The organism is Bacillus alkalicellulosilyticus (genome assembly GCF_002019795.1).
In the GTDB taxonomy this organism is placed as follows: Bacteria; Bacillota; Bacilli; order Bacillales; family Bacillaceae_F; genus Bacillus_AO; species Bacillus_AO alkalicellulosilyticum.
Genome location: NZ_KV917381.1, coordinates 1,829,489 through 1,851,611, shown reverse-complemented (window position 1 = coordinate 1,851,611; position 22,123 = coordinate 1,829,489). Strand labels below are relative to the sequence as shown.

Genomic DNA, 22,123 nt, shown 5'->3' with positions numbered 1-22,123 from the left:
TTCACACTCACCTCCACCTTCTATAATTTATGACGTTGACGAATCAGAATCATTCCAAATACTGGACCACCAATAATTGCTGTAATTACACCAATCGGCAGTTCAGAAGGAGCAATAATAGTTCGTGCGACAAGGTCAGTGATGACTAAAAATCCACCACCAATAATCATCGAAAGAGGTAATAAGTGCCGATGGTCTGGTCCCCATAACAGTCTTGTAAGATGAGGAATAACGAGGCCAACAAACCCAATTGTTCCCGAAACTGCCACTGCAGCTCCTGTCACTAAAGATGCTCCGATTAGAATATGCATTTTTCTACGCTGGATGTTAACCCCTAGGTGGCGAGCTGTTTCTTCGCCAAAGGCCATCGCATTCAATTCTCTCGTATTATAAAGTAAGATGAAAAAACCAATGATAAAAAAAGGAAAAATAAGCTGAACATAATTCCAACCCCTTAGGGCGACACTTCCCATTAACCAATAGACAATTTGCCGTAACTCTTCGCCAGTTAAAGCAATCATTAATGAAATGATTGAACCTAAAAAAGCACTAAAGATAATTCCAACTAAAATAATCGTCTCTGCTGACATCGACTTTTTAATAAGTCTAGCAAAGGTGATAACCATAATTAACGTCAGTAATCCCCCCACAATACTAACAAAGGGTAACGTAAACCGACCAAAGAATGGTAGTGTTAATCCAGTAAACAATACAAAAACAGCCCCAACCGCAGCTCCTGATGATACACCTAACGTATATGGATCTGCTAACGGATTTTTTAACAACCCTTGAAAACTAGCTCCAGCCAAGGCTAATGATGCACCAACTAGGAGCGCTAATAACACACGAGGAAATCGAATATCCATAATGATATTGATATACATCGTTTCGATTTCAAAATCAAACGGAAGATTGAGCCACTCTGTCAGTAATACCTCAATAATAATAGAAAAGGGAATCGAAAGACTCCCTTTAGAAACGCCTAGTAGCACACAAAAAAACAAAAACAATAAGGCTACTACATAGGCTACAAATATATTTTTAGTTAAAAACCTCTGGATAAATAAGCTTTGCAAGTTGTTCTACCCCTTCAACTAAACGTGGTCCAGGACGAGAAACGATGTCCGTGTCAATATCATGTACACGATCATTTTGAATCGCAGCAATATCCTGCCATCCAGAACGGGATTTAATGGTTTCAACCATGCTTTCATCATAAGTCCATGTTCCAATAATCACATCTGGATTTTGAGCAACAATTTCCTCTTCGGATAATTGTCCCCAACCTTCAATCTCACTTGCAATGTTTGTTGCATTAATAATATTTAGTAAATCTTGTTGGAATGTTCCTTGACCAGTTGTCCATAACTCTGGGTCAATTTCAAACCATACTTTTTGTCGTTCTTCTTCACTAATTTCTTGAGATTGTTTAACAATAGCCCCAAAACCAGCTTGCATTTCTGAGATTAATGCCTCAGCTTCTGCTTGTTTTCCAATCGCTTCTCCAATAAAGCGCATCGCTCCATAAGCCTGACCAATGCTATGCGCATTTTGAACAACGGCAACTGTAATTCCTGCTGCTTTTAACTGTTCTATTCCTTCTCCAGCACTATGAACACCTGATTCATGGGCTAACACAAGGTCCGGTTGCAATGAAATGATTTTTTCAATATCAAATTCCATTCCACCAATTGACTCTACTTCAAGTACTTCTGCAGGAAAATTATCATGCTCACTTCTTCCTACAACTTTTTCTCCTGCTCCAAGGCCGTATACAGTTTCAGTAACACTTGGAACTAATGTAACAATACGTTCTGGCTCAGCTTCAATAACGACTTCATTTTTCAATGCATCAACGAGTGTAACTGGATATGCTGAAGCTGTCTCTTCTTGACTTTCTGTTTCCTCTACTGCAGGTTCAGCTTGTTCTGTTTCTTGTTCAGGTGCATCAGCCGGACCACATCCAGTAAGAATACCGAATGCTAGCATTAGCATCATGAGTGACATTAGCCACTTTTTCATTCTCTCCAACCCCTTTTTTCTTTGTGTTTGTACGTTGATGATAAATAAAAAGCCCTCCTTCTAAAGGAGGACAAAAGGCACAATATTAGAAACGAACTTAGAAAAATCGCTTTTAATACTGCTTCACCTTTTCCTCGAAGGATTCACAACAACTTTAAGGCAGGTCTCCTGACTTATACCCATCTTTAGTCTTTTTGCCTTCCCATCTGTTGACAGTGGCATTAAAAAAAGACTATAGGTATTTACAGTGGCGGGACCGTGTTGGACTTTCACCAACTTCCCTTTTCACACTCAACAATTGAGTGACCTTAAAGTAATATTTCATCAATATATGTACGACTTTTATTATACACAATATTAGCTAAAATGACATGTTTTTCACTTTTATTTTTTGAACTTTTTTGTTTTTGCTCTTAAACGTTTGGTTTTTTCAACAATGAGTCTAAAACATGCTTTCATCATAAAAAAAAACTAGAAGGCAAGAATGCTCTTACCATCTAGTTCGTTCTTACATGTTTCTCATGAAACAATGAACTTCGCCCGTTTTCTCTTTAATCCTCTACAAATCGAGGAAGTGCAAATGAGAATGTCGTTCCTTCGTTGATTTTGCTATGAACTGAGATGTGACCATTGTGTGAATCGACAATATTCTTAGCAATTGCTAAACCTAATCCAGTTCCTGATGATCGACCTCTCGTTCTTGCTTTATCTGCTTTATAAAAGCGCTCAAAGACAAAAGGAAGATCCTCTTCTGGAATTCCCGAACCAGTATCAATGATATCAAAACGAATATCCTGTTTTGAAGAATCAACGGCAAGTGTTACTTCACCACCATTTTCCGTATGCCGAATCGCATTATGAATTAAATTGGTTAGCACCTGCTCAATTCGGTCTGGGTCAAATGTTGCTATTCCAGTACCTTCAACGATATCTAAGGCCAGTTGGATTCCTTCTTCTTTTGCTAACCCTTTAAACTTACGGATAATACGCTTTGAAAAGTCCTCAACTGCAATTTCTTCTCTTTGTAATTCAACATGTCCGGCTTCCATTCTCGCTAGGTCAAGTAGCTCATTAACGAGACGGCCCATACGTAGTGATTCCTCGTAAATAATTTGAGCGATATCCTTCTTTTCTTCCTCAGACTGCGGAATATCATCAATGATCGCTTCACTATATCCTTGTAACATCGAAATCGGTGTTCTAAGTTCATGGGAGACATTTGCGATGAAATCTTTTCGCAATTTATCATGTCTTCTTTCTTCCGTGACATCTCGTAAGACTGCAACCGCCCCTCGAACAAACTTTTCATCATATAAAGGAGTCATCATAATTACCCAACTGCGACCTTGTACATCAATTTCCGTAAATTGTTCACACTCTAACACAACTACTTGTTGGAATAACACCTTTATCGCTTGTGGCAAATCTTCCACTACTTTAATATTCATCCCTTGTTCATAGTACCAAGCTTGGATGAATCGTTCCGCGAGTGGATTTGTAACCATAATTCGACCTTTACGATCTAATGTAATCACACCATCTGCCATACTACTTAAAATCCGCGACAGTTGTTCTTTTTCTTGATTTAAAGCTGTAATGTTACGGTTTAATTCTCGACCCATACGATTAAACGCAATTGCTAATTGACCAATTTCATCAATCGTTAATATCGGTATCTTTGTATCATAATTGCCTTTTGTCATTTCTAACGCTGCCTGTCTCATTTTTCGGAGAGGTGCTGTTATCCGTGACGATAAGAAAAATGCAAATATCGTTGTTAATACGATAGCAATACCGGCAGAAAAATATATAATTCGTTTCGTTTCGCTAGTTGTCTTCTCGATCGCTTGAAGAGAGCGATATAAAAATACGGCACTTTGGTCTGTTCCAGCTATTTGAACTGTTCGTCCCACAACCATGATTTCCGAATGAATCTCTACACCATCTTCAATAAAAGGAAAATCACCTTGACTTACGACACGGTCTTCTCCGGTAAAAACTTGAGATAAAACCGGGTCATCATAAAAAGTAGAGATTGGAACATTTACTGTGGTACTCCCTTCTGAGGAGTACCAATGTTCATCATTATCCAATATGACAACTTTCATATCAAACGATTGGGCTACTTTTGAAATCGTAGCTAATGCCTGGTCTTTGTCGGAATATTCTTCTAGGATAGTGGCTATCATTTCTGCATGATTCATTAGTTGTAATTCCGCTTCATTAACATGATAACGTTCAAAAAACTGGAGTAGGAGCGCCATCAATATGGAAAGCACAACTGAAACAAGCAATAATATTGTAAACCAAAGCTTTCCGACAACACTTCTCCAAAACATTACCCTTTCACTGCCTCGAATTTATATCCTACTCCCCATACCGTTGAAATCATACTTGCTGCTTCTGGTGAAATTCGATTTAACTTTTCACGTAACCGTTTAATATGAGTATCTACAGTACGAAGGTCTCCAAAAAAGTCATAATTCCATACATCCTTTAACAACTGCTCTCTTGAAAATACCTTATCTGGTGATTGCGCTAAATAATAAAGTAATTCATATTCTTTAGGAGTAAGGCTTATTTCTGTCTCATCAACGGACACACGATGTGCATCATTATCAATCATGAGATGTGGAAATACTAACACATCCTTTGTTGCTGTGTCTGTTTGTAGGAAACGTGTGCTAGAAGAACGACGGAGTAGTGCTTTAACTCTAAGAACCACTTCTCTCGGGCTAAACGGCTTGACTATATAGTCATCAGTACCCACTTCAAACCCTTGCACTCGATTTGCTTCTTCTCCCTTAGCTGTTAACATAATGATAGGAGTCGCTTTTGTTTTACGAAGTTCTTGACAAACTTCAATCCCATCCATACCTGGCATCATAATATCTAATAATATTAAATCATAGTCTTGTTCAAGAGCCATCGCTAAAGCTTTTTCACCATTCTCAGCATCTTCAACAAGATAATTTTCACGCTCTAAATACATTTTTAACAAGCGACGAATGCGCTCCTCATCATCAACTACTAACACTTTTCCTTCATGTTCCATAAATAACCCTCCTCAATATGAATCGCTTTTACTATAGTTACTATATGTTTTAAGAAAGACCCTCACAAAAGTGAGGGTGCTTTATTAAGCGTAAGAATGAAGCCCGGCAATGACAAGATTTACAAAAATCAAGTTGAACATGATAATTGCAAAACCAATGACACATAACCATGCCGATTTTTCTCCATGCCACCCACGCGATAAGCGTAAATGTAAATATGCCGCATAGAATAAAAACGTAATTAATGCCCATACTTCTTTTGGGTCCCAACCCCAAAAACGTGTCCAAGCAATTTGGGCCCAAATCATTGCAAATATGAGTCCGCCTAACGTAAAGACAGGGAATCCAATAGCAATTGCACGATAACTTAACTCATCAACTGCCTGTGGGCTTACATTTTTCAATAACGGTTGGATAGCTCCTCCAATCGGTTTTCTCAGAATAAACCGGAGTACCAAATAGATAACAATCCCCGTCAACAAGGACCAGATTACTGTATTTAAATCGTCACTTCGAAGCCAGGCTGGCATCGAAACGATAGGATTCATTCTATCCTCAGTAAGCATTTCACCTAGATGTGGACCAACGAATGCTGGGAGGTGATACACCATTTCAGCTGGCTGGTCTTTTTCATTAATGTACGAAAAAGTAGCTTCATAATTCATTGCACTAAAGAGATATCCGATGAATATAAAACCAAACGTACTTAGTAAACCGTATAGGATAAACTCCAGTGACCATGTCTTAAGGTTATTTTTTTTAAAATCAATTGTTCGAATGAGATAGATTAGTCCAGCCGCAAATCCGATGGCTAATATCCCTTGGCCTAGAGCAACAGTAATAACGTGAATTTTCAACCACATAGACTGAAGTGCTGGGATAAGGGGGGCCACTTCCCTTGGGAACACGGATGCATAGGCAATGATGAGCATAACTGTAGGCATCGTAAATAACCCTAAAACATTTGAACGATATATCGCATAGATAATAAGGAACGCTAGACCCATTGCGATACCTAAAAATGTTGTGTATTCAAACATATTACTAACAGGAGCATGTCCTGCCACTATCCAGCGGGTGATAAAATACCCCATTGCAAACAAAAACGCAGTGATTGAAATGATAAATCCGAAGGTGCCCCATCGGTTTCCTTCCTCACCTTGTTTATTTCTCCACTTTTTTCCTGTTACTGAAACTGCGAAAGCAATTGTTGCCGCTAAATACAGGAAAAAAGCAGTGAGTAACAAATTACTACTTAATGCTGCCATGAATCTTTTTCCTCCTTAGGAGTTCTTTTCGTCCTCTTCTACCTGGTCAATTGGCATAGTAATCTCTGAGCCTTCAACCACGTATTCAATTTCTTTTTTCAATGAATTATAGTTTTTATTGGTATGCCCTGCAATCCAAATTTCATCTCGAATGCGCTGTATCCAAATTCTTCGATGCATCCAATATGACCCTTGCACTAGACCTACCATAAATACAATTCCACCAGCTATTAAAAATCCAAGTGTATAATCTTTCCTAACGGTAAGTGCCGTTACATGTTTTGTGTCAATGTTTTGAAACGAGATTTTATAGTCGTTTTCACCAAATGGCTCGAGATTTCGTTGAATTCCAATGAAACTTATTTCCCCATCTGGAGTATCCGGAGTAATCATTTGAAAGACAAAGGCCGGATTATCTGGTATTTTTGAACGAGTGCTAGGGTTTCCTTGATTGTTAATATGATAATCTGGAAAGTACTCTAATACCTTGACTTTATATCCATCACCTAGGTCATATTCGTTCTCAGGGTCATATAAGTCTACGACAAATGTCCCAAACGTTTCGTCTGTCTCTTTGTGCTGAAGACTAAACTCCATTTTACTCATTTCATTTAACTTATAATCTACTTGATAAAGAGCAAAACCTTCAAACTTTAAAGGGTCGTTAACAACAATATTATGTCGTTTGACTTCGACAAGGTCGGCTTGAGCACCAATCGTTTCTTCGCCCTGTCGTTCATAGAGCACAGCTCTGGTTTTAAACGTTTTTACAACAGGTCCTCCGGAACGTTGAATCGCTTCTCCAAACACCTCATCATCTTCGTCATATAACTCAACGATAAACTGTTCATTTTCTATATAGAATTGTCCGTCGGTTCCAGGAATTACGACGGTCTCACCGTCTCGAATCCAGACAAAATCATCAATATACATTCCTGGAAAATACCTGAGCATACAGCCGATTAGAAAGATGATTAAACCAATATGATTAATATAAGGGCCCCAACGAGCAAATCGACCTTTTTCTGCTACTAGATTTCCGTTTTCTTCGGTAATGTTATATTTCTTCTCGACTAGACGTTTCTTAACTTTTTCAATCGCTTCATCCGCATTTGAAACTTGTGACTTCCCATGAATTCGTTGTCTTTCTAAAAACCGTTCATGTCGAGTCACTCGCTGTGTTTTCAATGCTCGATATAACGGAACAACCCGATCAAGGCTAGCAATTATTAATGAAATACCAAGTGCCGCAATCAATAACATATACCACCATGACCCGTATAAATCATGGAAGCCAAACTGATAATAAATCTGTCCTGCTATTCCGTATTCGTCTGCGTAATATTGAGCTGGATTGGCACGACCATGTGCTGGAATATACATTTGTTGCGGAAATATGGTTCCAATCGAAGATGCAACTAATGTAATGACAATAATCCAAATTCCCACTTTTACCGATGAAAAGAAATTCCATATTTTGTCAATGATAGTCTTGTTATACGTTTGTGAACGTCTCGCCACACCTTCATAGCGCATGTTTAGAATGCCTTTGGAGTCATCCCCCAACGGTTTTCCACAAGATTCACATATGACCGTGCCATATGGATTAACGTGACTACATTCGCATTTATGATTATCCATAATAACACCTCATTACACTTCTGGTTTAATCAATTCCATAAATTCTCTTATTTGATCCTCTGTCATTCCACCTAAATGAACTTTTTCTACTAGTCCATCCGGATTTATTAAAACTGTTGTAGGTAATGGTCGTATACCATAAGCCCTAACTATTTTATCCCCTTTATCAAGCGCAATAGGAAAGGTTAGGTCTAATCGGTCAACAAAACGCTGAACCGTTAATTCTGGTTCGTTCACATTGAGAGCAATAATTTCCACGCCTTGGTCTTTATAAACTTCATATAACGACTCCATATATGGCATTTCCTTTTCACACGGTGGACAATAGGTTCCCCAGAAGTTTAAAAACACTCCTTGCCCACGTAAGTCTCTAAGTTCGATTTGTTCACCATCTAAAGTTGTTACGATAAAGTTAACAGGTTCCTCTCCCACTTTTACAACTGATTTATCGGCGATGAAATTGGAGTAAAACGTATAGAGTAAGGCAGCTGCAATGACACATAAAATGGAGGATCTAACAAGTAACCTTTTTTGTTTCATACGTTTTTCCACCTTTCTAGCACAGTAACTCAAATATGTTCACTTAGTTTTCAATAATACTTATTATACCTTTGTAATCCATCAGGTAAATCGTTGCTTTTTGACGTTTATGTGACAGCTATCTCCTTTAATTGTTTAACTTCGATTGGTTTTAGCGGTCTTGTCTCTCCTGGTGACATTCCTGTGACATCTAAAAAAGCAAATCTCTCCCGCTTTAATTTCAAAACAGGATGCCCGATTGCCTCAAACATTCTTCTTACTTGTCTGTTTCTTCCTTCATGAATAGAGATTTGCATGATTGCTGTATTTTTCTTTTTATCCCCCGACACAAACTTCACTTTTGCAGGAGCCGTCTTTCCATCTTCTAGCATAATCCCTCTTCGAAGTAAATCGATTTTTTCCTTCGAAGGATGCCCTTGGACTTTGGCAATATATACTTTATCCACCTTATGTTTTGGATGTGTCAGCACATTCGTCAACTCCCCATCATTCGTAAGGAGTAACACGCCTGAAGTATCATAATCTAGTCTTCCAACTGGAAATACTCGTTGTGGGACGTTAAGAAAATCTGTGACGACCTTTCTTCCACGGTCATCCTTGACTGCAGAAATGACACCGGTTGGTTTATATAACAAAAAATAAACCGGCTCTTCTTTGTCGATCGGCACGCCATTTACTTCAATTTCATCTTTTCTTGGTGTTACCTTCACACCAAGCTCTCGAACAACCTCTCCGTTCACTTTTACTTTTCCTTCAAGTATTAATTCCTCTGCTTTTCGTCTAGAAGCAACTCCCGCATGGGCAATTACTTTTTGTAAACGTTCCATCGTCTCACCTCATCATTCATCATACTCTTGTCCATTTAAATTCACAAGAAGAATGCTACGCTTTCTTCTAAACAAGGTGCTAAGCCACTGCTTTAACATAAGGTTAGGAAAAGCGCTATCTCTTTTCCTATAGGGGCCGTGCGCTAAGCCCTTGTCTTCCTAGTTTTGCAATTCCCCTTCTACAAACTAAAAAGAAGCCTAGGTTGGCTTCTTTTTTCTCATATATAGTAGTTTATCCAAAAACAAGAGTTACAATAACGATAGCTGCAATGATTCCGACAATATCTGCGAGAAGACCGACTTTTAAGGCATCCCCCATCTTTTTAATTCCAACAGCACCGAAGTATACCGTTAAAACGTACAGTGTGGTGTCTGTACTTCCTTGCATCGTTGAAGCTAATCTCCCAATAAATGAATCAGGTCCATAGGTAGCTATTAAATCAGAGGTCATCCCAAGAGCGCCTGTCCCAGAAATTGGGCGAATTAGAGCGAGTGGTACAATCTCGCTCGGTACTCCTATTGCTAGCAGCGATGGTTTCATTAATTCAATTAAAAAATCCATGGCCCCTGAGGCCCGAAAAACTGCAATACCAACCATCATGCCAACTAAATAGGGAATGATAGAAATCGCCATCGAGAACCCTTCCTTCGCGCCTTCTACAAACGTTTCATATGTCGGGACTCGTTTGTATGTTCCATATAATAGGATAAAACCAATTAGCATCGGGATGATCCATATGGAGATGATAGTAATCCATCCCATTGCTAACTCCTCCCTTTCCGCAAACGGCGGTAATAAAAGAATCTATCTATCAAAATCGCACCAATTGTTGAACATGCTGTTGCAATAATCGTTGTACCTACAATTTCAGTAGGAGCAACTGAATCGTAACTCATACGAATCGATATTACTGTAGTAGGAATTAATGTAATGCTCGCTGTATTAATAGCTAGTAATGTAATCATCGACCTACTCGCCGCATCACTTCCACCATTTAAACTCTTTAATTCATGCATTGCTTTTATCCCCATTGGTGTTGCCGCGTTACCTAAACCAAACATATTTGCAGACATGTTAGATAAGATATATCCCATAGCTGGGTGGTCAGGAGGAACTTCGGGAAAAAGTCTTTTTCCAATCGGACGAAGTAGCCTCGATAATTTATCTAGTAATCCAGCATCTTGAGCGATTCTCATCATCCCTAACCAAAATACAAGGACACTTATAAGCCCGAAACATATCGTAACCGCATCTTTTGCTCCTGCAAAAATAGCTTCGTTTACGTCCTCCATTGTACCGTTAATTCCTGCAAAAATAATGCCAATCACAATCATGCCAACCCATATGACGTTAATCATAAGGTCTCACTCCAATCGTGATAAAAAACATATCTTTAAACTTAGACCAAAAACCCTGCTTTTCTTCTACTTCCGGAGCATCGTAAAAGATTGGAACTTCACCAATTAGGTTCCCTTTGATTTCAATCGTATACTTACCTACAGGTGAAGGAATGGCGCCGCCTTCCCACTCTTGATCTTTTGGTGGTCGATACAATGTAATTTCTGTTTTTATAGCATCTCGTTCTTCACCAGTTACCGGGTATGTAAAGGCATATGGAGCATACACTTTTTCTTTATAGAACTCATCTTTAATTCCTTTAATTGTTCCTTCTTCTACTAGCATTTCAAGAGAGAATGCATCAAATGCCCAATTATACATATTCATATGGTCATGCCAATCACTAGGAGCATTAAGTGTAACAGCAATTAAATCAAGGTCATCCTTTGTAGCAGTCGTGACTAACGTTCGCTTTGCTCGTTTGGTATAACCAGTCTTCCCGCCAGTACAATATTTATAGAGCTGTGTTAATAGTCGGTTTTTATTTTGCCACACACGGTCCCATTTCTCTCCTTCTTGCGGAGCACGGTAAGTTTCTGTTCCAGCTATTTCACGGTAAACTTCATTCTTCATTGCATATTGAGTTAGTAATGCCATATCATAAGCTGTTGAATAATGGTCCTCATGGTCATCTAGCCCATGTGGATTATTAAACACCGTACGTGTCATTCCGATTTCTTCTGCTTTTTCATTCATCATATAAATGAATCCGTCAAGGCTTCCACCTACATGCTCTGCGATAGCCACTGCAGAATCGTTACCAGAGCGTAGCATTAATCCATAGACTAAATCCTTAAGTTTTATTTTTTCACCTGGTTTTAGATAAAGCGAAGAGCCCTCTGTTCCTGATGCATTATTTGATACGGTTACTGTATCTTCTAACATGCCAGATTCAACTGCTAAAATAGCAGTCATAATTTTAGTAATACTCGCAATCCTTAACTGAGCATGCTCGTTTTTAGCATAAAGTACTCTACCAGAAGATTGTTCTATTAAAATAGCGGCCTGGGCTGATACGCCTACTGCATCTGTTTTAGTAGAACCTACAAAGGTACCTAAAAATAAAATGATAATTAATAAAATAGAAGTTTGTTTTTTGATTGTAGTCGTCATTCGATCCCCGCCCATTAGAAGTTATTTGTACAAGTGTATGCACAACTTGTACTCATATGAATGAATTGTTATAGGAATTTCAGGTTACTCTAAAATGACCAATGATTCCCAAACAATTGGAGGTAAAGTAGTTGACTACAGTAATGGATTTAGTATTAGTTCTCAGTAGAATTATCGTTATTTTTCCACTGTTTCTCCTTTTCTCACTATATATGGGTAAACGTTCAATTGGAGAGTTGCCCATCTTTGATTTCCTCGTCATTGTTACGTTAACGAATGTCGTTGGTGCTGATATAGCAGATCCCTCAGTAAGTCACATCTATACTGTCTTTTCGATCGCAGCCATTGCGTTATTACAAAAACTTGTCTCTAAACTTATCATATCAAATCGAAAAATCGGTAAAGTACTAACGTTTGAACCGACCATAGTCATTCAAAATGGACAATTATTACAAGAAAACATGAAAAGGATTCAATATTCAATCGATAATATTTTGCAAATGGTCCGAGAAAAAAACGTCTTTGATATTAGCGAAATAGACTTAGCCATTGTAGAAGCGAACGGTAAATTGAGTGTTATGAAGAAAAAACAAAAAACGAATGTCACTATCGAAGATGTGGGGTTAGTGAAAAAGACTAGCGGCATATCCTATCCAATTATCTTAGAAGGAATTATTTATGATGATGTATTGTATGACTTTCAGTTAAATCGAAAATGGCTGGTCTCCGAGTTACAAAAAAGTGGAGTTTCTGACATCAATAACGTTTTCTTCGCCTCCCTGTCACGAGAAAAAAAATTACACATCTCACTCAAAACCCAACCACAGCCCACCCCAAAACTAAAAAACTAGAAAAAGAAAAATCGCCTTTTTGATTATAGTGCAAGGCTTCAGTGAGGCACGCTCGTTAGTAAAAGCGCTACCGAGCTAAATAACCAGCCTCTCCTCCGCACTTGCTAAAAAAACTAGAAAAAGGAAAATCGCCTTTTTGATTATAGTGCAAGGCTTCAGTGAGGCACGCTCGTTAGTAAAAGCGCTACCGAGCTAAATAACCAGCCTCTCCTCCGCACTTGCTAAAAAAACTAGAAAAAGGAAAATCGCCTTTTTGATTATAGTGCAAGGCTTCAGTGAGGCACGCTCGTTAGTAAAAGCGCTACCGAGCTAAATAACCAGCCTCTCCTCCGCACTTGCTAAAAAAACTAGAAAAAGGAAAATCGCCTTTTTCTAGTTTTTTATCATTTTAGATACGGTTTTATTTTAGTTAACACTTGCTGCATTTCCTTTGAATTGCGCTCATACATTTTTTTAGCTTGCCCGTTATCGGTTTGTAAGGCAAACGCCTCTAAATCCGCTTGACATTTTTTAATTTGAGCTAACAGCAAAGGTTTCTCAACAGGCTGTGGTACTTTAATCTTATCATCAAATAAATCGACCGTTACTTCTCCAAACGAATCGATCTGGCCCAGGTAAACATTTTCAATGGCCACGCCCATCTTTTCAAGCTTTTGTTCAAGCCATCTCCTGTTAAATCCTAATGTTGAAAGTGGCTCATCAAGGATTTTTCCATCCATAACAACCGTTTCAGGCTCTTTAATGGGAGCAACTGGAATTTGCATATCGCTCGCTGTTAACGGTTGATAATCCTTTTTTAAAAGAACATTTATATCGCCACTCGGTTCTAGTATGGCAAATTCCACATCAGCTACTTTAAATACTTGTTTTGAACGGAGCTGGGATAATAGTTCATCAGATGAATAGCGTTGTTTTTTTAAGTTATCCTCGAGTACTTTTCCGTCTTTAATAAATGGTATCCCTTTTCCTCTTACCATGTTTCTAAACGTTTGACTCTTCATCGACAGGACATCAATAAAATAAGGAACAAGGATCCAAACCACTAAAGATAAAATAATAAAAGCAGGAGGAATTGTTAGTTGAAATGAGCCTATTGCAACAATAATGGCCACCGCAGCCATTGAAATCCATTCAAAATAGGTTAGATGGGACACCGGTTTTCTTACTAATACTTTTGACGCAAAAAGTACTATAATCACACCAACTGATGCTCTTATTACGACTTCTAACCAACCTGGCACATAATCACCTCTTTCCTCTAGTAAACGTTAAAATCCTTTATACTGGGGCTCTTCTCTTTCTAACTCCCCAGTTCTCACTTCGATATCAGCAATAACTCTCCGCGTTAGCAAACACGTCTCATGAAAAACTTTTCGTGTCTCCTCATTTTTAGCCTCTAACGAAAATGTATCTAATGTCGCTTCAATCCCCTTTAAGGTTGATAAGCATTGTTTGACCTGTGAAGCAACTGTCATTCCCTTTCACCTCTTATCCCTTTGGTCTAAAGATTAACGATGCAATGAAACCAAAAATAATCGCTGCCGAAATACCTGCGCTTGTCACTTCAAATATTCCTGTTAATACACCAACAATTCCATGTCTTTCTGCCTCAGCCATTGCCCCGTGGACTAAAGCATTACCAAAGCTCGTAATTGGTACCGTTGCCCCTGCCCCAGCAAAATCAATAAGTGGTTCATATACTCCTAATCCATCAAGGACCGCCCCTGATACAACTAGGGTACTCATTGTATGAGCAGGGGTTAGTTTCACCACATCCATTAACACTTGTCCAATCACACAAATAATTCCACCCACGACAAATGCCCAAAAAAATATCATGTTAAACCACCTCCAGCTTCAATAGACACCGCATGAGCGATACAAGGAATCGTTTCTTTTTGCTGAAACGATAAAGGAGACAAAAGGGCTCCTGTTGCGACGATTAACATTCTTTTTATTTCACCTTTTTTCATTCGATTTAATAAATGACCATACGTCACAGCAGCTGAGCAACCTGAGCCACTTGCCCCAGCAAATACCGGTTGGTCTTCTTTATAAATCATTAATCCACAATCTTGAAATTGCTCTTTCTCTAACTTCAGTCCATGCTTTACCAATAAATCATTTGCTATCGTATGACCTACTTGTCCCAAATCGCCAGTAGCAATTAAATCATAGTGAGAGGGGTCAATTTGTAAGTCTCGAAAATGAGCTTCAATTGTGTCTACTGCGGCTGGAGCCATTGCTCCTCCCATATTAAAAGGGTCACTTAAGCCCATGTCGACTACTCTTCCTATTGTCGCCGATGTTACGACTGGACCGTTTCCCTGTTTCGCTAAGAGACCTACACCTGCACCTGTTACTGTCCATTGAGCTGTTGGCGGTTTTTGTCCACCATATTCAGTCGGGTAGCGAAATTGTTTTTCAATAGCCGAATTGTGACTCGATGAACCCGTCAATATATAATCAGCCCCACCGGCATTAATAATAAAAGCTGACAGGGCAAGTCCCTCCATAGAAGTAGAACAAGCACCAAACAAACCTAGATACGGAATCCCTAACGTGCGACTAGCAAAACTACTTGGAGTGATTTGATTGACTAAATCCCCAGCAAGCATGAACTGGACTTGTTCTTTTGTAATCATCGCTTTGTCAATGGCTTCACTGCAAGCTTCCTCTAATAACACCTTATGAGCCTTTTCATAGGAATCTTGGCCGAGCCAAAGGTCGTCATGAAGCTTATCAAAGTCTTCTGGTATTTTACCGTCTGCTTCAAAAGGTCCACCAACTGTACCTGTTGAAATAATGACAGGCTTTTTGTCAAACCTCCATGAACGATGACCTACAAGCATTATAGTCCCCCCCATTGGATTAAAATCGTTTTAATTAGTGCTATAACGAATGCGGCAAACGTTCCAAAAACAATAACCGAACCCGCTAATTTAAACATATTGCCACCAACACCTAATACATATCCTTCTGTTCGGTGTTCAATTGCTGCACTTGCGACTGAGTTCGCAAATCCTGTAACAGGGACAGCTGTTCCCGCTCCTGCAAATTGTGCAATCCTGTCATATACACCAAACCCCGTTAATAAAACAGCTATAAAAATCATGACTGCAACCGTAGGATTTCCTGCTGTTCTTTCTGTAAATTCAAAATAATGAATAAAGCCTGTTTGTACAAACTGACCTAGTAAGCAAATCAATCCACCAATAAAAAAAGCACGAATACAATTTTTAAAAACTGGTCTTTTAAATTCCCTTTCACTAGCAAGCTTTTGGTATTCCTGCTGAACGGGAGTTAAGTTTTTCTTTTTTTGGTCTGACATCATCATCCCTCAATTCATGTAGTTATCCTTTCATATCATCTTCTATCTTAGTTAACCTTTTTTCTAACGTTTCCTCACTGATTTGTTGCGCTTTTAAATCCTGTTCTAATTTATCTAATTCCATCACTAATTTCTTATCTGTCGTCAGAAATACTGTTGCGTCCGGGTATCTTTTTTTAATTTTGTTAAAACCAGTTTTCCGAATCGTTTCTAAACGTAATCTGTTAAAATGGGTTACAGTTGGCGCAATATAAATGTTATCCTTGTGGCTTACACCCACAACCTCAATCACTTCATCCATCGAGAGTATGATTTTTTTGGCTTCATCAGCCATCTTTTGATTAACAATGGCCTCATCCCCTAGTTGAAGAGGAGGTGTGGTTTGTTGTGTCCCAAAACCACAAGCAGTTAAGGTGGCCACTGACACCAGTAAGACAAGAAGGTATCTCATGACTTCCCACTTCCTTTTGTAAAAATTTATTATCGATAGTATGGTAAATCGAGTTGCTTTTTATGTAATAGACCATAGTTGCTCTATCTTTTTAAAAATGGCTAATGACTCCACGTTGCCATCAGCCTAAATTTGTTTTACTGTTGTCTGTATTGAGGTTCTTCTTGTTGAATTTCTTGTAACCTTGGTTCAAGGGTATCTACAATCCCCTGCGTTTGTTGAGCTAAATTCTGGTACATTTGTTTAGCTTGTTGATTTTGTGTTTGAAGTGCAAACGTTTCTAAGCTGGCCTGGGCACTTTTTAATCCTGCTAATGTTTGTTGAACTTGAGTTGCTACAGTCACGATAATTACCCCTTTCTTGTTTTAAGTTCATATATAGGATGCATTCTTTATATAATTTTAAAGATACAAATAATGGAAAATCGAGGTGTCAAAATGGACTGGTTAACTTTTACGATTTTATTCGTAGTAATCCTTTTATGTTGTATTGGTTTTATTGGACTCAAACACTTAAGAAAATTAACCCTTCTTACTCTTGACTTAAAGGACCAAATCGCTGCAAATGCGACTACGATAGATACATCGGAAATCATTGAACAAAGGCGGAATTATGTTTTTGTACGAGCCTTTTCACTACGTGATGCTGTTTATGAACAGACAAAAGCCATTAAGCCCTTTTATATCGAACAAGCCCCAAAAGATAGTGGATTAACTGATAAAGAGCTAAGCTCTGCTTTTTCTGTAAACGAAATTGAAGCGATTTATTACTACTGGCGCATCTATCAAGATTATTTAGAACGGCATTGGACGACAGCTAACGGAGACCTAAAAAAAGTATTTCGTGGCGTTCCAGATGATATCCAAAGCGAAGCAGGATTGTTGATATCTTCCTCAAGGCAAGTTGTTAAAGACCTTGATAATCTCCTTGTGAAAATGAGAGAAAGGTATTAAAAAGCTAGATCCAACTCTAAGAAAAGCCATTGAAAATAAAAGTAAAAAGCCACTGTAAAAGTTGATTTATCCTTTTTTAGTGGCTTTCTCTGATTAAAAATGGAAAGTCATGCAAATAGTAAAAGAAGGAAGTTATTCTTTTTTAGGAGATATTAGTGTGAACACCAACTTTTTTGCTTTATCATTAGAACTCGTTGTTGGTTTTTTTGCTTTACTCGGGATGACAAAAGTATTGGGGAAAACTCAAATTACCCAATTAACTCCGTTTGATTTTATTTCAGCTCTTATTCTAGGAGAGTTGGTTGGGAATGCAATTTATGATAAAGAAATTGGCATTCATTATGTGTTATATGCGATTACCATTTGGGGTACATTAATCTATACGATTGAAATGGTTACCCAAAAATACAAGAAAAGCCGAAATATTCTAGAAGGAAATCCAGCAGTGGTCATCAGAAAGGGTAAAATTGATTACCAACAACTCAAGAAAAATCGATTGGATTTAAACCAGCTCCAACACTTATTACGGCAAAAAGATGTTTTTTCAATCCGTGTAGTCGAGTATGCAATCCTTGAACCTACAGGGGCTATTAGTATTATTAAAAAAGCTCAATATGAGCCGCCTACCAAAAAAGACATAAATATTGAAGCCAAACCTGTATTCATGCCTATTACTTTAATTACAGATGGTCAAATCTTATATGATAACTTACAGGAAGCTGGATTTAATCAAGAGTGGTTATCTCAACAGTTACGTAATCATGGAATCAACCGAACAAAGGATGTACTGCTGGCTGAATGGCTTGAAGGTGATGACTTATTTCTTTCTACATACTAATAACGAAGGAGTGGTCGTATGAGGTTTATGATTTGTATTATCATGATAGCTCTGTTAGTAGGTTGCGGAGGAAACAATGAAGATGGTGCTTCCATTCAACAAATAGAAAAAAATGATAAAGACCCTCAAAAAAAAGTAGTACTCGTCATGATTGATTCGATGATGGGCTCCCTTGTTGATAATAGTATGGAAAAAGGAAATATCCCTGCTCTTGAGTTTCTAATAAACAATGGACAATATTACAAAGATCTTGTTACCCCATTCCCCTCTATGTCAGTTGTTATTGAAAGTACGTTAATTACAGGGGAAATGCCCCACCAACATGGTATTCCTGGATTAGTTTGGTATAAACAAGACGAAAATCGAATTGTCGATTACGGGTCTACACTTGAAAAAGTAGCAAAACTAGGAACGAAGCAAACGTTAATTGATTCTTTATATCATTTAAACAATACCCATCTAAGCGAGCAGTCCACAACCATCTTTGAAGAACTACAAAACCGCAATTATACAACAGGTTCAGTGAATTTTTTATTATATCGAGGCAATACAACTCATAGAATGACACTACCAACCGTTCTCGATCAATGGATGGAAGTGCATGGGTCATTACAAACGAAGGGACCTGACTTGCTTGCTTTTGGAAGTGCCGTTAAACCGAAAGTAATTAAGGATAAAAAGCTTCCTGATTCTATATTTTCTGCTTTTGGACTAAACGATGAGTTCTCCGTAGAAGTTGTTTCTGAGTTAATAAAACAAGGGGAACAACCTGACTTTCTGACTGTATTTTTACCAAACTTTGATAAAGAAGCTCACAGGAAGAGTCCACATTACCGGGTTGGCTTTGAAAAAGCTGAGCATTTGTTTCAAGACATTTTAAATAGTTATCCAAGTTGGGAACAAGCCCTTGAAGAGAACGTATTTATTATCATTGGAGACCACGGCCAAGATAAGCTAATCGATAATGAAGATGAAATGGCCATAGATTTAGATAGAATATATGCTGATTACCCAATAACACCATTAACTGAATCGTTAACAGATGGTCAACTTGCTTTTGCCAATAATCACCGAATGTCCTATGTCTATCCTTTTGGTTTTGAAGAATACATTCCTGAACTTGCGGAAACAGCAGTAATTGATAGTCGTATCGCCCTTGCCTCTTGGAAAGATGGAAACTGGATTCATGTCATTTCACCAGACTATCAAGATGATTTCCGTTTTAAACCAGGAGATGAATGGACGGACCGTTACGACCAGTCATGGGAATGGGAAGGTAATGAAGACATCGTTACTTTACAAATGGACCAAGACAACCAGGAAATAAAGTATGTCGATTATCCTGATGTATTAAATCAATTGTATAGTGCTCACACTAGTCATGAACCGGCTTCGATCATTCTTGCCGCTAAACCAGGACATACCTTTAAATCTGAAGGAGCCCCTTTACATGTCGATGGTGGTGAACATGGTGGAGTCCATAAAAACGATACACTAGCTGCCATCGTAATAGCTGGGACAGATAAAACGCTAGAGGATATACGAATGAAGGATTTAAAACAATATATTATTGATATTATGGAAGGAAACTAACATTCCTATCAAGTACAAAATAGCGCTGAAAATTTCATTGAAGCTCCTGTTCGTTATCAAATGGACAGGAGTTTTCCCTTTCACTGAATTTACTTAACAAAAAAACCGCCAAGATGGCGGCTTTTTAATGTTGTTTGTTCGGAAGCTTTTTACTAGGCTTTCCGTGTCCTTGACGCTTACGGTTTTGCTCGTCCTTTTTTTGTTTATCATGTAACTGTTCTACAAACTCATGGGTATTGTCCATATGATTATCCCTCCTCCTCCTTTATGTTTTCCTACAAAAATAGCTTTATGTATATGTGGTGGGACTAAGATTATCTTTTGGAAGCCACTGAAAAAGTTAAAAACTTTTTCAGTGCCCTCTACCTTTTGTCGCATCTTCTTAATGTTATTATAGTTGATTAATAAGGAGTCCACATTATTCTACTTGCTTGTTGGAATCGTTCATTGACATGTGGCCAATTCACGACATTCCACCAATTTTTTACGTATTCCGCTCGTTCATTTTTATATTGTAAATAGTACGCATGTTCCCACACATCAAGTGGCAATAAAGGGATGACATCCCATTGACTTAAATTTTGATGTTTTTCGGCTGTCAGGATTTCAAGACGGTGTGAACGAGGAGCCCATACTAATATGGCCCAGCCTACTGCTTCAACATTTTTTGCTGCTTCGGAGAAGTGTTTCTTAAATTGATCGAATGAACCAAAATCGCGTTTAATGTAATCCGCAATGTCACCTTTAGGTTCCCCGCCACCTCTTGGGCTCATGACATTCCAAAAAATTGTATGCAAATAATGACCCGCTCCGTGAAATGCAAGCTCCCTCTCCCAATGTTTTACGAGGTCAAAGTTTCCTGTTTTACGAGCTTTTTGAAGCTCTTTTTCAGCTTTATTTAAGCCATCTACATAGCTTTGGTGATGTTTAGTATGATGTAACTGCATAATTTCTTTTTCAATATAAGGCTCTAATGCCGCATAATCATAAGGGAGTGGTGGTAACGTATGACCTCCTATTGTAACAGGTCCCTTTCCTCCACTGATGCCGAGCATTGATTTGATTTCTTTACGGTTTTCCTCGGTCATTTCTTGCCATTTGTGATAAAGAGTATGAGCTGATTCAAAGAGTTCTTCCTCAACTTGGCCCCTGTCATCCGAGTTTACTTTTTCTGTTAACTGCACTAATGCAAGTTCAAACTCACGCGTGGCTTCTTCTCCTACTCTTTGTTCCAACTCTGCTTTTTGTTCATCCCACAACACGTTTACTTGCTGTACCCATGCTTGTAACTGTTGTCCGTATCCTTCCACTCGATTTCCTCCTTGTTAACCTTAATCAGTCTACTATATGCAATTTTGATTATGCTGTGCATTTGTCACATTTGGGCTCTGTTTACATAGGATAACAACGAGTAAAATTAAGGAGGTCTTTTTCTATGAAATCATTTGAACAAACCGCTGTATTTGAACATCAATTTTGGTTACAAGTCCTTGGAGACCATGCCCGCTTTATTTATGATACATTGTCACCAAGAGAAACAGATAAAATAGAGAAAGCCTATTCATTTATCAAGCTTTTTGATCAATTACTTGAACAGTCTCGACAGCCTTTATCAACAGCTGAATTACAACGTTTAAGTGAAAAAGCCGAACAATCTGCAAAGGAAATCCGTCAATTCAAACTTGAAATTGTTGCTGATCATCTTATTGGGAATGTTGTCATTGAACTTTCACCTACTTTTTTAAATCATATGGTTAATGAGGTTGAAGAATATCTTCGAATCCTACCATACTTAATTAAACAACAAACCCCGCCACTTACACACCCGTTGCATCACCACCTTGTTTGGCTCCTTGATGCGGCTGGGCATGCAGATGCGATCACAGGGTCGTTAGATATGGTAGAGGCGAAGCTAAGTGAAAAAAGTGAAGAGTTTACAAAAACATTTGAACAATTTTATATCAAGGCCGTTGAAATGGCCGGTTATCTTCGGTCTCATGTAGATAAGTTCCCAGCACTTGAGCGGTTTAACGAGCAGGTCCAGCTTGAAATCGTGTTGTTCAAAAATTTCCTAGATGAGATAGAAGAATTAGAAATGTCTAATCGTTTACTAGGAACATTACAAGAATTAATGGCTGATCATATGGCGAGAGAAGAATGCTATTATTTAATGAAATTAGCCGAAACATCCGAGCTCCAGCAACCGGACTGCGACCCAACAAAACCACGTAAGGAATAAC

At 38.4% G+C, this 22,123-nt stretch carries 25 protein-coding genes and 1 riboswitch; of the genes, 5 read left to right on the top strand and 20 right to left on the bottom strand.

What is annotated here, in order from left to right:
- Nucleotides 1-20: 20 nt before the first annotated feature.
- From BK585_RS09455 to BK585_RS09405, 11 genes are all read right to left on the bottom strand, one after another.
- Nucleotides 21-1,076 (bottom strand): FecCD family ABC transporter permease, encoded by a 1,056-nt coding sequence (locus BK585_RS09455; protein WP_078553207.1) that lies wholly within the window; start codon nucleotides 1,074-1,076, stop codon nucleotides 21-23.
- Nucleotides 1,042-2,022 carry an ABC transporter substrate-binding protein gene (locus BK585_RS09450; RefSeq protein WP_078553206.1) on the bottom strand — a complete coding sequence of 327 codons (981 nt, stop codon included), beginning with the start codon at nucleotides 2,020-2,022 and terminating at the stop codon, nucleotides 1,042-1,044. The genes BK585_RS09455 and BK585_RS09450 overlap by 35 nt, the downstream gene beginning before the upstream one ends.
- A 141-nt stretch (nucleotides 2,023-2,163) precedes the next feature.
- Nucleotides 2,164-2,348: riboswitch (cobalamin riboswitch) on the bottom strand.
- A gap of 225 nt (nucleotides 2,349-2,573) precedes the next feature.
- On the bottom strand, nucleotides 2,574-4,361 hold the full coding sequence (locus tag BK585_RS09445) for an ATP-binding protein (RefSeq protein WP_078553205.1): 1,788 nt from the start codon (nucleotides 4,359-4,361) through the stop codon (nucleotides 2,574-2,576).
- Nucleotides 4,361-5,077 (bottom strand): response regulator transcription factor, encoded by a 717-nt coding sequence (locus tag BK585_RS09440; protein ID WP_078553204.1) that lies wholly within the window; start codon nucleotides 5,075-5,077, stop codon nucleotides 4,361-4,363. The genes BK585_RS09445 and BK585_RS09440 overlap by 1 nt, the downstream gene beginning before the upstream one ends.
- Nucleotides 5,078-5,161: 84 nt before the next feature.
- Entirely contained in the window at nucleotides 5,162-6,346 is a 1,185-nt protein-coding gene (gene ccsB, locus BK585_RS09435) for a c-type cytochrome biogenesis protein CcsB (RefSeq protein ID WP_078553203.1), read from the bottom strand.
- 15 nt (nucleotides 6,347-6,361) lie between these two features.
- Entirely contained in the window at nucleotides 6,362-7,987 is a 1,626-nt protein-coding gene (gene resB, locus BK585_RS09430; protein ID WP_078553202.1) for a cytochrome c biogenesis protein ResB, read from the bottom strand.
- A gap of 12 nt (nucleotides 7,988-7,999) precedes the next feature.
- Nucleotides 8,000-8,527: a thiol-disulfide oxidoreductase ResA gene (gene resA / locus BK585_RS09425; protein WP_078553201.1), complete on the bottom strand. Its 528-nt coding sequence runs from the start codon at nucleotides 8,525-8,527 to the stop codon at nucleotides 8,000-8,002.
- A 107-nt stretch (nucleotides 8,528-8,634) separates the two neighbouring features.
- Nucleotides 8,635-9,354 (bottom strand): pseudouridine synthase, encoded by a 720-nt coding sequence (locus tag BK585_RS09420; RefSeq protein WP_078553200.1) that lies wholly within the window; start codon nucleotides 9,352-9,354, stop codon nucleotides 8,635-8,637.
- 232 nt (nucleotides 9,355-9,586) lie between these two features.
- Entirely contained in the window at nucleotides 9,587-10,117 is a 531-nt protein-coding gene (locus BK585_RS09415) for a spore maturation protein (RefSeq protein ID WP_078553199.1), read from the bottom strand.
- Nucleotides 10,118-10,119: 2 nt separating this feature from the next.
- A complete protein-coding gene (locus BK585_RS09410; protein WP_078553198.1) occupies nucleotides 10,120-10,713 on the bottom strand; it encodes a nucleoside recognition domain-containing protein in 594 nt (197 codons plus the stop codon).
- Complete coding sequence (locus BK585_RS09405; RefSeq protein WP_078553197.1) at nucleotides 10,706-11,866, bottom strand: D-alanyl-D-alanine carboxypeptidase family protein; 1,161 nt, start codon at nucleotides 11,864-11,866, stop codon at nucleotides 10,706-10,708. The genes BK585_RS09410 and BK585_RS09405 overlap by 8 nt, the downstream gene beginning before the upstream one ends.
- 131 nt (nucleotides 11,867-11,997) lie before the next feature.
- Between BK585_RS09405 and BK585_RS09400 the strand changes: the two genes are divergently transcribed.
- Nucleotides 11,998-12,717, top strand: a complete 720-nt coding sequence (locus tag BK585_RS09400; RefSeq protein WP_078553196.1) for a DUF421 domain-containing protein — start codon at nucleotides 11,998-12,000, stop codon at nucleotides 12,715-12,717.
- A 383-nt stretch (nucleotides 12,718-13,100) separates the two neighbouring features.
- Here BK585_RS09400 and BK585_RS09395 read toward each other — a convergent pair whose 3' ends face one another.
- The 7 genes from BK585_RS09395 to BK585_RS09365 form a co-directional block, all read right to left on the bottom strand.
- Nucleotides 13,101-13,958, bottom strand: coding sequence for a DUF421 domain-containing protein (locus BK585_RS09395; RefSeq protein WP_078553195.1), 858 nt, complete (start codon nucleotides 13,956-13,958; stop codon nucleotides 13,101-13,103).
- A gap of 27 nt (nucleotides 13,959-13,985) precedes the next feature.
- Nucleotides 13,986-14,192 (bottom strand): DUF1657 domain-containing protein, encoded by a 207-nt coding sequence (locus tag BK585_RS09390; RefSeq protein WP_078553194.1) that lies wholly within the window; start codon nucleotides 14,190-14,192, stop codon nucleotides 13,986-13,988.
- A 13-nt stretch (nucleotides 14,193-14,205) separates the two neighbouring features.
- Nucleotides 14,206-14,556, bottom strand: a complete 351-nt coding sequence (spoVAE, locus tag BK585_RS09385; protein ID WP_078553193.1) for a stage V sporulation protein AE — start codon at nucleotides 14,554-14,556, stop codon at nucleotides 14,206-14,208.
- Entirely contained in the window at nucleotides 14,553-15,569 is a 1,017-nt protein-coding gene (gene spoVAD / locus BK585_RS09380) for a stage V sporulation protein AD (protein ID WP_078553192.1), read from the bottom strand. Before spoVAD ends, spoVAE begins: the two co-directional genes overlap by 4 nt.
- Nucleotides 15,569-16,048 (bottom strand): stage V sporulation protein AC, encoded by a 480-nt coding sequence (gene spoVAC, locus BK585_RS09375; protein ID WP_078553191.1) that lies wholly within the window; start codon nucleotides 16,046-16,048, stop codon nucleotides 15,569-15,571. Before spoVAC ends, spoVAD begins: the two co-directional genes overlap by 1 nt.
- A gap of 22 nt (nucleotides 16,049-16,070) precedes the next feature.
- Nucleotides 16,071-16,499, bottom strand: a complete 429-nt coding sequence (locus BK585_RS09370; protein WP_078553190.1) for a hypothetical protein — start codon at nucleotides 16,497-16,499, stop codon at nucleotides 16,071-16,073.
- 137 nt (nucleotides 16,500-16,636) lie between these two features.
- On the bottom strand, nucleotides 16,637-16,843 hold the full coding sequence (locus BK585_RS09365) for a DUF1657 domain-containing protein (protein WP_078553189.1): 207 nt from the start codon (nucleotides 16,841-16,843) through the stop codon (nucleotides 16,637-16,639).
- Nucleotides 16,844-16,936: 93 nt separating this feature from the next.
- Between BK585_RS09365 and BK585_RS09360 the strand changes: the two genes are divergently transcribed.
- The 3 genes from BK585_RS09360 to BK585_RS09350 all read left to right on the top strand — a co-directional run bounded on the left by BK585_RS09360 (nucleotide 16,937) and on the right by BK585_RS09350 (nucleotide 19,883).
- A complete protein-coding gene (locus BK585_RS09360) occupies nucleotides 16,937-17,452 on the top strand; it encodes a hypothetical protein (protein WP_078553188.1) in 516 nt (171 codons plus the stop codon).
- 157 nt (nucleotides 17,453-17,609) lie between these two features.
- Nucleotides 17,610-18,290, top strand: a complete 681-nt coding sequence (locus BK585_RS09355; RefSeq protein WP_245805807.1) for a YetF domain-containing protein — start codon at nucleotides 17,610-17,612, stop codon at nucleotides 18,288-18,290.
- A gap of 18 nt (nucleotides 18,291-18,308) precedes the next feature.
- Nucleotides 18,309-19,883, top strand: coding sequence for an alkaline phosphatase family protein (locus BK585_RS09350; RefSeq protein ID WP_078553186.1), 1,575 nt, complete (start codon nucleotides 18,309-18,311; stop codon nucleotides 19,881-19,883).
- Between the two features lie 124 nt (nucleotides 19,884-20,007).
- On the opposite strand, the gene BK585_RS09345 is transcribed toward BK585_RS09350, so the two are convergent.
- Both BK585_RS09345 and BK585_RS09340 read right to left on the bottom strand, forming a co-directional pair.
- Nucleotides 20,008-20,127: a DUF4023 domain-containing protein gene (locus BK585_RS09345; RefSeq protein ID WP_078553185.1), complete on the bottom strand. Its 120-nt coding sequence runs from the start codon at nucleotides 20,125-20,127 to the stop codon at nucleotides 20,008-20,010.
- 157 nt (nucleotides 20,128-20,284) lie between these two features.
- Complete coding sequence (locus tag BK585_RS09340) at nucleotides 20,285-21,193, bottom strand: superoxide dismutase (RefSeq protein ID WP_245805806.1); 909 nt, start codon at nucleotides 21,191-21,193, stop codon at nucleotides 20,285-20,287.
- Between the two features lie 125 nt (nucleotides 21,194-21,318).
- Between BK585_RS09340 and BK585_RS09335 the strand changes: the two genes are divergently transcribed.
- A complete protein-coding gene (locus BK585_RS09335) occupies nucleotides 21,319-22,122 on the top strand; it encodes a DUF2935 domain-containing protein (RefSeq protein ID WP_078553184.1) in 804 nt (267 codons plus the stop codon).
- Nucleotide 22,123 lies beyond the last annotated feature (1 nt).